This is a genomic window from Aeromonas crassostreae, from assembly GCF_054052445.1.
In genome coordinates this window covers 255,399-268,902 of sequence record NZ_JBSTYM010000001.1, presented here as the reverse complement: position 1 = coordinate 268,902, position 13,504 = coordinate 255,399, and the positions used below count along the sequence as shown (strand labels likewise).

General features: G+C 61.5%; 8 protein-coding genes. All 8 read left to right on the top strand.

From position 1 onward, the window contains the following. Window positions 1–82 precede the first annotated feature (82 nt). The 8 genes from ACW5W4_RS01180 to ACW5W4_RS01145 all read left to right on the top strand — a co-directional run bounded on the left by ACW5W4_RS01180 (window position 83) and on the right by ACW5W4_RS01145 (window position 13,427). On the top strand, window positions 83–304 hold the full coding sequence (locus ACW5W4_RS01180) for a DUF2835 family protein (RefSeq protein ID WP_408793341.1): 222 nt from the start codon (window positions 83–85) through the stop codon (window positions 302–304). A gap of 272 nt (window positions 305–576) precedes the next feature. Next, a complete protein-coding gene (locus tag ACW5W4_RS01175; protein WP_456688130.1) occupies window positions 577–5,418 on the top strand; it encodes an NAD-glutamate dehydrogenase in 4,842 nt (1,613 codons plus the stop codon). A 65-nt stretch (window positions 5,419–5,483) separates the two neighbouring features. Further along, on the top strand, window positions 5,484–6,494 hold the full coding sequence (gene pyrD, locus ACW5W4_RS01170) for a quinone-dependent dihydroorotate dehydrogenase (protein ID WP_456688129.1): 1,011 nt from the start codon (window positions 5,484–5,486) through the stop codon (window positions 6,492–6,494). A gap of 99 nt (window positions 6,495–6,593) precedes the next feature. After that, window positions 6,594–7,130: a cell division protein ZapC gene (locus ACW5W4_RS01165; RefSeq protein ID WP_408793338.1), complete on the top strand. Its 537-nt coding sequence runs from the start codon at window positions 6,594–6,596 to the stop codon at window positions 7,128–7,130. A gap of 239 nt (window positions 7,131–7,369) precedes the next feature. After that, window positions 7,370–9,553, top strand: a complete 2,184-nt coding sequence (gene rlmKL, locus ACW5W4_RS01160; RefSeq protein WP_456688128.1) for a bifunctional 23S rRNA (guanine(2069)-N(7))-methyltransferase RlmK/23S rRNA (guanine(2445)-N(2))-methyltransferase RlmL — start codon at window positions 7,370–7,372, stop codon at window positions 9,551–9,553. Continuing rightward, complete coding sequence (locus ACW5W4_RS01155) at window positions 9,553–9,780, top strand: glutaredoxin family protein (protein ID WP_456688127.1); 228 nt, start codon at window positions 9,553–9,555, stop codon at window positions 9,778–9,780. Before rlmKL ends, ACW5W4_RS01155 begins: the two co-directional genes overlap by 1 nt. Before the next feature lie 72 nt (window positions 9,781–9,852). Beyond that, window positions 9,853–11,766: an ATP-binding cassette ATPase Uup gene (gene uup / locus ACW5W4_RS01150; RefSeq protein WP_456688126.1), complete on the top strand. Its 1,914-nt coding sequence runs from the start codon at window positions 9,853–9,855 to the stop codon at window positions 11,764–11,766. A gap of 8 nt (window positions 11,767–11,774) precedes the next feature. Next, window positions 11,775–13,427 carry a DUF3466 family protein gene (locus ACW5W4_RS01145; RefSeq protein ID WP_456688125.1) on the top strand — a complete coding sequence of 551 codons (1,653 nt, stop codon included), beginning with the start codon at window positions 11,775–11,777 and terminating at the stop codon, window positions 13,425–13,427. Window positions 13,428–13,504 lie beyond the last annotated feature (77 nt).

Here is a 13,504-nt window from a genome sequence, read left to right as displayed (position 1 = left end):
GAAACAGGGCCGGGCAGATCGCCCGGCCCTGTCATTGATGACCGCCGACCCGGATCGGCTGCCTGCAGGAGGAGAAGAGGGAGTGAAGCAGTTTACCTTTGGTTTGAGTCTGTCCCGTGACGAGATATTGCTGATGTACCAGGGGCATGCCCGCCGCCTGGTGGTGCGCTGCGATCAGGGACTGACCCTGGAGCTGGGGCTGGACAAGATCCGTCCTTTCGTCGGCCAGAGCGGGGTCCATGGCCGTTTTTTGCTCAAGACGGGGGACGATCACCGCTTCATCGGCCTGGAACGCATAAATTAACAAAAACCAAACAGCAAACCGCGTAATTATCTGCTTAATATCACTAACTATCGGGTTAAAACGGAGTTTGTCAGTGATATTTTCTGCATTTTTCTAAAATGACAAAATTAATGACAGCCTGAGCCGTGATCTGCCGCTAGTTTTTAACATTTCATTATCAGCTTCGCTCGCCTTCCCGGATCCGACCCATTACACTTCGCACAACTCTGTACCAGCGGGCATCCAGGGTGGATGTCGCTGTCGGTGATGTCGGTCCGATAAGGAAACTAGCAATGGCATTGAAAGACGCCCCTACCTCAGTTCTGCTCGAAAACGTTCTCAGCCTGATCCATCAAAAGCTACCCCACAAGAGTGCCTCCCTGGTCGAGCGCTTCGTTGCCAAGTTCTACGGCAACATGGCGAGCGATGATCTGCACGATCGCAATGACAGCGATCTCTACGGCGCCGCCCTCAGCCTGTGGAACGCCCTCAACCAGCGCAGCGGCACCGAGCCCTATATCCGGGTCTACAACCCCGAGCTGACCCGCCACGGCTGGCAGTCGCCCCATACCATCGTCGAGATCATCTTGCAGGATTCCCCCTTCCTGGTGGACTCCATCCGCATGGCGCTCAAGCGCCGGGGCATCACGGCCCACATGATGCTGCATCAACCGTTGCACCTCATCCGCGGCAAGGATGGCAAGATAGAGGCGATCCTGGATCTGGAGCACACGGCGCAGCAGACGTCGGCCGAGACCGCCTTCCTCATCGAGATCGATCACCTGACCGAAGAGAGCCAGATGCTGGCCCTGGCCGCCGAGCTCGACTCCGTGGCCGGTGAGGTGGCGCTGGCGGTCGGCGACTGGCAGCCCATGCTGGCGCGCCTGAACGAGATCATCGAGGAGCTGCCGAGCCGCAACAGCCCGGTCAGCAAGGAGGAGGTGGACTCCACCGTCGCCTTCCTCAAGTGGGTCGCCGCCCACAACTTCACCCTGATGGGCTATCGCCGCTACGACGTCAAGGCGGTGGAGGGGGATCACGAGATCCTGCCCCAGCCCGACTCCAGCCTGGGGCTGATGAAGAACTCCATCAAGGACGAGGGACAGCGCCTGGGCCACATGCCCGCCAGCGCCCGCCACGCCGCCCTCTCCAACCATCTGCTGATCCTGACCAAGTCCAACAGCAAATCCCGGGTGCATCGCCCGGCCTATGTGGACTACATCGGCATCAAGCGCTTCGACGAGCATGGCAAGGTGGTGGGAGAGGATCGTTTCATCGGCCTCTACGCCTCCTCCATCTACAACACCAGTGCCACCCAGATCCCCCTCATCAGCCACCGCCTCGAGCGCATCATGGCCGCTTCCGGCTTTGAATCGGGCTCCCACGCCTACAAGGCGCTGCTCAACGTGCTGGAAACCTACCCGCGCGATGAGCTGATCCAGGCCCGCGAAGAGGAGCTGCTGGCCACGGGGCAGGGGGTGCTGGCGATGCAGGAGCGGGACATGCTGCGCCTGTTCGTGCGTCGCGACGTCTACGGCCGTTTCTTCTCCTGCATGGTCTATGTCACCAAGGAGCGTTACAACACGGCGCTGCGGATCAAGACCCAACAGATATTGCAGAAATATTTTGGCAGCAGCGAAGAGGTGGAGTTCAACGTCTACTTCTCCGAGGGCGTGCTGGCCCGGACCCACTACATAGTCCGAGTGAACAATAACAACGTGGATGTGGATGTGAACCAAGTACAGAACAACCTGATTGAAGCGGCCCGCAGCTGGGACGATCGCCTGGATTCCGTGTTGCTGGCCCATTATGGCGAGGCCAAGGGCAACGAGCTGGGTCGCCGCTTCAACGACGCCTTCCCCCGCGCCTACAAGGAAGACGTGCTGCCGGGCTCCGCCGTGGCCGACATCATGGCCCTGGACAACCTGAGCGAGGCCGAGCCGCTGGGCATGCTGTTCTACCGCGCCCAGGAGGAGGAGGACGATCGCCGGGTCCGCCTCAAGCTGTTCCACCGCGCCGAACCCATCCACCTCTCCGACGTGCTGCCCATGCTGGAAAACATGGGGCTGAGGGTGATAGGGGAGACCCCCTACCAGGTCAAGACCCCCAACGGCGACGTGTTCTGGATCCTCGACTTCTCCATGCTGCTGCGCGGCGATCAGCCCTTCAGCCTGGCCCAGAGCCAGCAGCGCTTCCAGCAGGCCTTCGCCGCCGTCTGGAACAAGACCCTGGAAGATGACGGCTTCAACCGTCTGGTGCTGGGGGCGGGCCTCACCGGCCGTCAGGTTTCCGTGCTGCGCGCCTATGCCAAATACATGCGCCAGACCGGTGTCTCCTTCAGCCAGAGCTACATCGAGGAGACCCTGACCCGTTATCCCGAGCTGGCCCAGCTGCTGTTCTCCCTGTTCGAGGCGCGCCTGGATCCGGCTGGCAAGCAGGATGCCAAGGTACTGGCCAAGCTGCACGAGCAGCTGACCGCCAAGCTGGATCTGGTGGCCAACCTGGATGACGACCGCATCATTCGCCGCTACATGGAGATGATAGAGGCGACCCTGCGCACCAACTATTACCAGCTGGACAAGGAAGGGGAGGTCAAACCCTATATCTCCTTCAAGCTGGCCCCCGCCGGGATCAGCGAGATGCCGCTGCCCCTGCCGAAATTCGAGATCTTCGTCTACTCGCCACGGGTGGAAGGGGTGCATCTGCGCTGGGGCAAGGTGGCCCGGGGCGGCCTGCGCTGGTCCGATCGCAAGGAAGACTTCCGCACCGAGGTGCTGGGTCTGGTCAAGGCGCAGCAGGTGAAGAACACCGTCATCGTGCCGGTCGGCGCCAAGGGGGGCTTCTACTGCAAGCAGATGCCGGTGGGGGCTCCCCGCGCCGTGATCCAGGAGGAGGGCAAGGCCTGCTATCGCCTGTTTATCCGAGGCCTCTTGGACGTGACCGACAACATCATTGCAGGGGAGGCGATCCCGCCCAGGGATGTGATGCGTCACGACGAGGATGACTACTACCTGGTGGTGGCTGCAGACAAGGGCACCGCCACCTTTTCCGACATCGCCAACGAGATAAGCCAGGAGTACGGCCACTGGCTGGGCGACGCCTTTGCCTCAGGCGGCTCGGTCGGCTATGACCACAAGAAGATGGGCATCACGGCGCGCGGCGCCTGGGAGTCGGTCAAGCGGCACTTCCGCGAGCTGGACATCGACTGTCAGACCACCGACTTCACCTGTGTGGGGATAGGTGACATGGCCGGCGACGTGTTCGGCAACGGCATGCTGCTCTCCGAGCACACCCAGTTGGTGGGCGCCTTCAACCACATGCACATCTTCATCGACCCGACGCCGGACGCGGCCAGCACCTTCGCCGAGCGCAAGCGGCTGTTCGAGCTGGCGGGATCGAGCTGGGACGATTACAACCGTGAGCTCATCTCGGCCGGCGGCGGCATCTTCCTGCGCTCCGCCAAGTCCATCAAGCTGAGCCCGCAAATCCAGACCCTGCTCGGCACTGACAAGGCCAGCATGGCGCCGAACGAGCTGATCAAGGCGCTGCTCTGCCTGAACGTGGATCTGCTGTGGAACGGCGGCATCGGCACCTACGTCAAGAGCCACAAGGAGAGCGATGGGGAGGTGGGGGATCGCAGCAACGATGCCCTGCGGGTCAATGGCCGCGATCTGCGGGCCCGCATCGTCGGCGAGGGGGGCAACCTCGGCTTCACCCAGCTCGGCCGTATCGAGTACGCCAGCCAGGGGGGCCGCATCAACACCGACTTCACCGACAACGTGGGCGGGGTGGACTGCTCCGACAACGAAGTCAACATCAAGATCCTGCTGAACCAGCTTGTTGCCGCAGGGGAACTGACCCTCAAGCAGCGCAACCAGATGCTCTACGAGATGACGGACGCGGTGGCCGACATCGTGCTGACCAACGCCTATCGCCAGTCCCAGTCCATCTCGGTTACCCAGTTCCGTGGCGGCGATCAGCTGAAGGAGCAGCAGCGCTTCATCCAGGGGCTGGAACGGGAAGGCAAGCTGGATCGGGCGCTGGAGTTTCTCCCCTCCGACGAGGATCTCTCCGAGCGCATGGCGGCCGGGCAGGGCCTGACCCGTCCCGAACTGGCGGTGCTGGTGGCCTACGGCAAGATGGTGCTCAAGGAGCAGCTCAACTGCCCCGAGATCACCGACGAGCCCTTCCTGGCCCGCATGCTGGTCACCAGCTTCCCCGAGCAGCTGCAACAGCGCTTCGGCGAGGCCCTGGCCCAGCATCCGCTGCGGGGCGAGATCATCGCGACCCGGGTCGCCAACATGCTGGTCAACGACATGGGGCTCAACTTCGCGACCCGGATGCGCGACGAGACCGGTGCCTCCGTGGCCGAGGTCGCCACCTGCTTCGCCATGGCCCGGGAAGTGTTCGGCTTCGACCCCCTGTGGCGCGACATCGAATCCCTGGACAACCGGGTGAACGCCGAGACCCAGCTCGAGCTGATGTTCGCCAGCCGCCGCATCGTGCGCCGCGCCACCCGCTGGTTCCTGCGTGCCCGCAACCGCGGCTGGAGCATAGGGGAGAACATCGCCTTCTTCCGCCCCGCCTTCGAGACGTTGAGCGAGCACCTCTACGAGGTGATGGATGAGAGCGAGGTGGCCGAACACCGCCAGGCGGTTGCCGCCCTGATGGACAGGCAGGTGCCAGAGGCCATCGCCCGTCAGGTGGCCCACATGAGCAGCCTCTTCTCCTGCCTGGATCTGGCGCAGATTGCGGCGGATCAGCAGAGCGACATACTGCGGGTGGCCAATGTCTACTATCGCCTCGGTGCCAAGCTCGACCTGCACTGGTTCCTGGAGCAGATCAACCATCAGCCGGTGGGCAACCACTGGCAGGCGATGGCCAGAGCGTCGTTTCGCGAGGATCTGGACTGGCAGCAACGCAGCCTCACTTCCGTGGTGCTGGAAGGGTGCAAAGATCAGGGAGAATGCGATACCATACTGGCCGACTGGATTGCGGAGCATGAGCAACTCTTGTCCCGTTGGACCCATATGTTGGCCGACTTCAAGACCACCAGCACGCACGAGTTCGCCAAGTTCTCGGTGGCCTTGCGGGAGTTGAACCTGCTCCAGTTGAATTGCCGAACCTCGATATAACATCGAGTGGCATCATCACCCCAAAAGCCCCGGCCAGTTGCCGGGGCTTTTTTTAAGGAGCAAAGATGTTTTACCCCCTCGCCAGGCATTTATTGTTCAAGCTGGATCCGGAGCAGGCTCACGAGCTCTCCCTCAAGCAACTCGCCCGTCTTCATGGCACACCGCTCGATATCTTTTTCCGCCAATCCTTGCCCCAACGCCCCGTCACCTGCATGGGGCTTAATTTTGCCAATCCGGTCGGTCTGGCGGCGGGGCTCGACAAGGATGGCGAGTGCATCGACGCCTTCGGTGCCATGGGATTCGGCTTCATTGAAGTGGGCACAGTGACCCCCAAGCCCCAGAGTGGCAACGACAAGCCCCGCCTGTTTCGGGTGGTGCCGGCCGAGGGGATCATCAACCGCATGGGCTTCAACAACCTCGGCGTGGATCATCTGGTGGAGCGGGTCAAGGCCGCCAAATATCAGGGAGTGATCGGCATTAATATCGGCAAGAATAAAGATACCCCCATCGAGAATGGCAAAGACGATTACCTGATCTGCATGGACAAGGTTTATGATCATGCCGGTTATATCGCCGTCAATATCTCCTCTCCCAATACCCCGGGTCTGCGTCAGCTGCAGTATGGGGATGCGCTGGACGAACTGCTGGCCGCCCTCAAAGAACGTCAGCAAGTGCTGGCGGCGCAATATAAGAAGTATGTGCCGCTGGCGGTTAAAATCGCCCCGGATCTCAGCCTGGATGAAATTAAACAGGTGGCCGGATCCTTGTTGAAAAACGGCATCGATGGCGTCATCGCCACCAATACCACCCTGGCGCGCGAGATGATCTATGACATGCCCCATGCCGGTGAGGCGGGGGGATTGAGCGGTCGTCCGCTGCAGCACAAGAGCACCGAGGTGATCCGTTTATTGGCTCAGGAGCTGAAAGGGACCATTCCTATTATCGGTGTCGGGGGTGTGGACAGCGCCATGGCCGCCCGGGAGAAACTGCAAGCCGGTGCCACCCTGGTCCAAATATATAGCGGCTTTATTTATAAGGGACCGGCCCTGGTGAAAGAGATAGTGACCAATATCTGACGTATCTGGTCAATTTAATATAAAGACGCCCGGAATTAAGGTTGCCGAAATTATCGACTTGGAATAGAGTCGAATTACTGCAGCAAGGAAGGGCGTCTCATGTTTCTCCAACCGAACGATCAATGGCAATGGCATTATGATGCGAAGTCCGACCGTCTGATGTTGGAGCTGAGCGATGAGATGATATTCGCGACCGAATATCAAGGGCGCCAGCTGGTGCCAGCCTCTTTTACTACCCAGCCTTTCTGTGTCGATGATGCCTCCCTCTATTATCAGCTGATGGACAACGCCGCCGATCTCAATTGGAGCGTGCCTCATCAGGTGCAGCTGGTATTAAATGCCATCGCGGTGAGCCGTTTTTATAAACCCCTGATGCCCCAGAGCTGGTTCTTTATTGAACTGGGTCAGCGCCTGATGCCGGAGCGGGGGGAGCTGGTGGTCATGCACACTCAGCACGGTGAGGGGGTGTTCATGGTGATAGAGGCGGGGGAGCAAGCCAGCGTCTGCCTCAATCTGACCGAGGAGCTGATGCTGAGCGGCAACAAGCTGATGCCGAGATTTGCCGTGATCAAGGTGATGAACAACCGCTTGGGCCTCTATCACAGGGCCGCTCCCGAGCTGCGCCAGGTGGGCTGACCCCCACCATCCCCCTTGCCTGTCTGCTGGCCGGCAGACCGAGGCTCTCCTATTGACTCCCTCTGCCTACACCCATTTCCCTGCTGCCTTTTGCAAGAGAAGCTGCCGCTCCCGGGCGGGATCGCAGGGGACGAGGGGCAGCTCGCCCCCGCGTTTCCCCGATATCTTCCCTCTGGCCGTGAATTGAGGGGGGAGTTGGTGATGTTCGGGGCAGCCAAGACGGCCGCGAATGGGGTATAATGCGGGCCTATTTTTATGGGTTCCCCGTGAGCGTGATGAAAGAATTTTTTGCAACCTGCCCCAAGGGGCTGGAAAACCTGTTGGCCGTCGAGCTGACCAATCTGGGTGCTGAGCAGGTCCGTGAGACCGTGGCCGGCGTCCACTTCAAGGGCGAACTGGCCATCGGCTACAAGGCCTGCCTGTGGAGCCGCTTTGCCTCCCGCATCGTGCTGGTGCTGTCCGAATTCCAGATGAACGACGATCTGGATCTCTATCTCGGCGCCCACACCATTCCCTGGGAAGAGCACTTCTCCGGTACCGCCACCATCGCCGTGGACTTCACCGGTACCAACCCCGCCATTCGCAACACCCAGTACGGGGCGCTCAAGATCAAGGATGCCATCGTCGATCGCTTCACCAAGCGCGGCCATGTGCGCCCGGACGTGGACAAGAAGTCGCCGGACATTCGCATCATGGCGCACCTGGGCAAGGGCAAGGCCAACATCACGCTGGACTTGTCAGGCCCGGCGCTGCATCAGCGCTTCTACCGTCAGGGCACCGGCGAAGCGCCCCTCAAAGAGAACCTGGCGGCGGCCATGATCGCTCGCAGCGGCTGGACCGGCGAGCCCATGATGGACCCCATGTGCGGCTCCGGTACCCTGCTCATCGAAGCGGCCTTCATCGCCGCCGACATGGCGCCGGCCCTGCGCCGGGAGCGCTTCGGTTTCGATCGCTGGCTGCAACACGATGGTGAGCTGTGGCAGAGCCTGATGATGGAAGCCCAGGTGCGCGCCAAGCGCGGCATGCAGCGCTGCGAAGCCAAGCTGTTTGGCTGCGATGCCGACCCCCGCGTGCTGATGAAGGCCCGCGACAACGCCAAGGCGGCCGGCGTGGCCCACCTCATCACCTTCAAGCAGGCCGACGTGACCGCGCTGGAGAACCCGTTGCCGCACGCCGCCGCAGAAGGGGAAGCCCGCCAAGTCGGCATGCTCATCTCCAACCCGCCCTATGGCGAGCGTCTTGGCGAATTCCCGGCCCTGCTGGAAGTGCATCAGGCCCTGGGCGATGCCCTGCGCCGCAGCTTCCAGGGCTGGAAGGTCACCATTCTCTCTGCCTCCCCTGAGCTCTTGAGCTGCCTGCGCCTGCGGGCCGACAAGCAGTATCGCCTGTTCAACGGGGCGCTGGAGTGTCAGCTGCGCAACTACCAGATCGCGCTCGACTCGGTGGCCTCCCAGAAAGAGGTGGCCCAGGACTTTGCCAACCGGCTGCGCAAGAATCTGAAGACCCTCGAGAAGTGGGCCAGCAAGGAGGGGATCGACTGCTATCGCCTCTATGACGCCGACTTGCCGGAATACAACGCCGCCATCGACCGCTATCGTGATTACCTGGTGGTGCAGGAGTACGCCGCGCCCAAGGACATCCCCGCCCAGAAGACCCGTCAGCGCCTGCTCGACATGGTGCAGGCCGCCATCAAGGTGACCGGCATGGACGGCGAGAAGGTGATCCTGAAGGTGCGCGAGCGTCAGGAAGGCAAGCAGCAGTACCAGAAGCTGTCCGAGGAGCAGCACAGAATGGAGGTGCAGGAGTACGGCGCCCGGCTGTGGGTCAACCTCTACGACTACCTGGATACCGGCCTCTTCCTCGACCACCGTCAGACCCGCCGCATGCTGGGTGAGATGGCCCGTGGCAAGCGCTTCCTGAACCTGTTCGCCTACACCGGCAGTGCCACCGTGCACGCGGGCCTCGGCGGGGCGAGCGAAACCACGACTGTGGACATGTCCCACACCTACCTCAACTGGGCGCAGGACAACATGCGGCTCAACTCCCTGGTGGGCCGTCAGCACAAGTTCGTCCAGGCAGATTGCCTGAAGTGGCTCTCCGAGGCCGAGGATCAGTACGATCTCATCTTCATCGATCCGCCCACCTTCTCCAACTCCAAACGGATGGACGAGAGCTTCGACGTGCAGCGGGATCACCTGCTGCTGATGCAGCACCTCAAACGCCTGCTGGCGGCGGACGGCACCCTGGTGTTCTCCAACAACAAGCGCCACTTCAAGATGGATCTGGCCGGTCTCGAGGCCGCCGGCCTCAAGGCCCAGAACATCACCGGCAAGACCCGGCCCAAGGATTTCGAGCGCAACCAGCATATCCACAACTGCTGGATCATCACCCACGCCCCTGAGCAGACCGAGGCGCAGGCCTGATGCTGACCCTGTTTCACACCGAGGGCTGCCATCTGTGCGAACAGGCCTGGGCGCTGGTGGAGCAGGCCGGATTGGCCAGCAAGACCCGCCAGTGCGACATCATGGAAGATGAGCGGTGGCTCAGCGCCTACCGGGTGCGCATCCCTGTGCTGCGAGATGAGGCCGGCCGCGAACTGGGCTGGCCCTTCACCCTGGCACAGCTGACGGCCTGGGCTGGGCATCAGTAGTGCTGATTTGACGATGAAACGGGGGGAGATCCAGTCTGCCGCCCGTTTTTTCATACGCAATAAGGAAGGAACATGGCTTTATTAACATTGCACGGCGCCTCCCTGTCGTTCAGTGATTTCCCGCTGCTCGACAACGCCGAGCTCACCATAGAGCGGGGCGAGCGTCTCTGCCTGGTGGGCCGCAACGGGGCGGGCAAGTCCACCCTGATGAAGGTGATTGCCAGCGAATTGCCCCTGGACGATGGCCGTCTGGTGTTGCAGCAAGACTTGAAGGTGACCCGCCTCGAGCAGGATCCCCCCGCCTCGAGCGAACTCACCGTGTTTGACTATGCCGCCGAAGGGCTGGCTGGGGTCGGCGAGCTGCTCAAGCAATATCACCACATCTCCCTGGAGCTGGCGAGCGATCCCTCGGACGCCAACATCCGCAAGATGAGCGAGTTGCAAGAGCAGCTCGATTATCAGAACGGCTGGCAGTTCGAGACCCGCATCAGCCAGGTGCTGACCCTGCTGGGGCTGGATCCCGATGTGACCCTCGACAGCCTCTCCGGCGGCTGGCTGCGCAAGGTGGCTCTGGCCCGGGCACTGGCGTGCGATCCGGATCTGCTGCTGCTGGACGAGCCGACCAACCACCTGGACATCGAGGCCATCAACTGGCTGGAGGATTTCCTCAAGGACTTTCGCGGCGCCATCGTCTTCATCTCCCACGATCGGGAGTTCATCCACAAGCTGGCGACCCGGATCATCGATCTCGATCGGGGCGTGATCACCTCCTGGCCCGGCAACTACGACGAGTATCTGCAGGGCAAGGAAGAGGCGCTGCGGGTCGAAGAGCTGCAAAATGCCGAGTTCGATCGCAAGCTGGCCCAGGAAGAGGTGTGGGTGCGCCAGGGCATCAAGGCCCGCCGCACCCGCAACGAAGGCCGGGTGCGGGCCCTGGAGGCGATGCGCCGGGAGCGTTCTCAGCGCCGCGAGCTGCAGGGCAAGGCCAAGCTGCAACTGGACGAGGTCAATCGCTCCGGCAAGCTGGTGTTCGAGACCGAGGGACTCGGGCTGGACTTTGGCGATCGCACCCTGTTCCAGGGGCTGGATCTGCAGGTGCTGCGGGGCGACAAGATTGCCCTGGTCGGCCCCAACGGCTGCGGCAAATCCACCCTGATCAAGCTGTTGCTGGGTCAGCTCGCCCCCAGCCGCGGGCTGGTCAAGGGGGGCACCAACCTGGAGGTGGCCTATTTCGATCAATACCGCGAGCAACTCGATCCCGAGCTGACCGTGGTGGACAACGTGGGGGAGGGCAAGCAGGAAGTCATGGTGCGCGGCCGCTCCCGCCACATCCTGGGCTATCTGCAGGACTTCCTGTTCGAGCCCAAGCGGGCGCGGACCCCGGTCAAGGCATTGTCAGGGGGCGAGAAAAACCGTCTACTGTTGGCCAAGTTGTTCTTGAAGCCCAGTAACTTGTTGATCTTGGATGAACCAACCAACGACCTGGATGTCGAAACCCTGGAACTTTTGGAAGAGCTGCTGGCAGACTATCCCGGCACCCTGCTGCTGGTCAGCCATGATCGCCGTTTCATCGACAATACGGTGACCGGGTGCTGGCTGTTCGAGGGAGATGGCCGGATCAGCGATTATGTGGGTGGCTATGCCGACATGATGGCGACCCGTGCCCAGCAGGCGGCGCAACCGGCCAAGGCGGCGAGCAAGGCCCCGACGGCGACAGAGTCCGTCGCGACGACGAGCGAACCCGCCAAAAAGAGCCGCAAGCTCTCCTACAAATTGCAGCTGGAGCTGGAATCTCTGCCCGCAAAACTGGAGCAACTTGAAGCCGAACTTGATACATTGCAGGGCGAAATCAATGAGCCCGGCTTCTTCTCGCTCAGTGCCGAACAGACACAGCAGAAGCTACATGCCCTGAGTGCTGCCGAGGCAGCACTGGAACAGGCCTTCTCCCGTTGGGAGGAGTTGGAAGCGTTGAAACATCAGGACTAAGGACGTAGATGAAAAAGCAATTATCCATACTGGCCGTACTGGTCGGCGCCAGCCTCAATGCCCAGGCGGCGCAGAGCCCTTTCTTCACCATTACCGAAGTGGGGCAGGGCTATGGGGTCGGGATCAGCGCCGACAACAGCGTGCTGGCGGTGAAACTGAAGAACGATGCGGGCAGCTTCTTCTCCTCCGCACCCTTCTCTGACTTTTTGGTAGACAGATTCCGCTTCGATCAGAACTGCATCCTCTCCAGTGACGTCTGCGATGCCTTCTGGGAAGACAATGCCAACTTTGGCTATGACTGGCGCCGTGACTTCCTCGACTCCAGCTCCCAGCGCGACAACCTGGGCCTGTCTGGCAGCGAAACCGATGGCCTGGTGGTCGCCATGGGGCCCGATAGCGGCACCTATGTGGGTTACAAGTCCTCCAAGAACGCGGTCAGTGGGCTGGCCAACAGCCGCACCGGCTTTGCCGTGATCAACGACGGCAACCAGGTAGCCCTGGATGGCAGCTACCAGGTGAACGGTACCAATGTGCTGAGCAGTGCCACCAGCGTGGCCCATGTCAGCGGCAGTCAGTACCTGGTGACGGGCACCGCCGCCACCGGCAAGAACCGCAAGGTCACCACCGACGAGTACACAGAGTGCTATAACGGCGATGACGACAGCTTCGGCGACTACCGCTACTGCCCTGGGGTCGACACCCAGGCGGCCTTCTGGCTGGTAGACAATGACGCCGCCACCCTGTTCCAGCCAACCAGCTACTACGACGATGACAAGAACATGGTGCAGACCGCCTCCGCGCTCCAGGCTGCCAAGCTCAAGGATGGCAGCTGGGTCGCGGTCGGTTATTCGGCCACCGACGAAGAGTATGCGGAGCACAGCCTGGATCTCGCCGCCTACTGGACCCTGGATCTGGCCAACAAGTCGGCTGGCACCACCAAGGCCATTCCCCTGTCCGACGGCAAGCCGGATGACAGCGATGCCAGCCTGCGCGGCAGCTGGGCCAGCGGCGTCAATGCCAACGGCTATGTGATAGGCAACCAGCGTTATGGCACCAACAAGGGGCAGAACCGCCCGGTCGAGATGTTCGTGTTCAACCTGAACAACCCGAGCAGCAACGCCTCCGTGCCCCTCAAGAACAGTCCGATCAGCGGTGCCAACTCGGAAGCCGCGGCCATCAACGATCACAACATGGTGGTCGGCTGGCGTGACTCCCGTCATCAGACCCAGCCGGTGAGCGGCGGTACCAACCGCATGCAGGAAGCCTTCCTGCTCAACGCCGCCAATGGCAGCAACTGGTATCTCAACGACCTCATCTGCGGCCTGAACGATGCCGGCAGCAAGAGTTGCAGCCAGAATGGTGTCTACTACCACATCGCCTATGCCAGCGGCATCAGCGCGGATGGCACCATAGCGGCCACCGCCTATCGCTATGGCAGCGAGACCGACCTCAACAACCGCAGCAATGCCACCGTGGTCAGCGTCAAGCTGAGCCCGGATAGCCTCAACTATGAAGGCATAGCGTCCGATCGCGTGGTGGCCAACGCCCCGGTCGTCAACCAGACCGGTCAGGATGGTGACGGCGGCGGCAGTGGTGGTGGCAGCCTGTTCTGGTTGACTCTGCTGGGTCTGCCCTTCGCCTGGCTGCGTCGCCGTGGCTGAAAAAAGCGGGTCATAAAAATGTAATGCAGTTCAGTGCCTTGTGTCACAAGCCACGATTAGCATGGGAAGTTTTATTT

What these genes read in the sequence shown, in the direction of transcription:
- pyrD (WP_456688129.1), top strand. Translation starts at nt 5,484, where the DNA reads ATGTTTTACCCCCTCGCCAGGCATTTATTGTTCAAGCTGGATCCGGAG.
- ACW5W4_RS01165 (WP_408793338.1), top strand. Translation starts at nt 6,594, where the DNA reads ATGTTTCTCCAACCGAACGATCAATGGCAATGGCATTATGATGCGAAG.
- ACW5W4_RS01155 (WP_456688127.1), top strand. Translation starts at nt 9,553, where the DNA reads ATGCTGACCCTGTTTCACACCGAGGGCTGCCATCTGTGCGAACAGGCC.
- uup (WP_456688126.1), top strand. Translation starts at nt 9,853, where the DNA reads ATGGCTTTATTAACATTGCACGGCGCCTCCCTGTCGTTCAGTGATTTC.
- ACW5W4_RS01175 (WP_456688130.1), top strand. Translation starts at nt 577, where the DNA reads ATGGCATTGAAAGACGCCCCTACCTCAGTTCTGCTCGAAAACGTTCTC.
- rlmKL (WP_456688128.1), top strand. Translation starts at nt 7,370, where the DNA reads ATGCGGGCCTATTTTTATGGGTTCCCCGTGAGCGTGATGAAAGAATTT.
- ACW5W4_RS01145 (WP_456688125.1), top strand. Translation starts at nt 11,775, where the DNA reads ATGAAAAAGCAATTATCCATACTGGCCGTACTGGTCGGCGCCAGCCTC.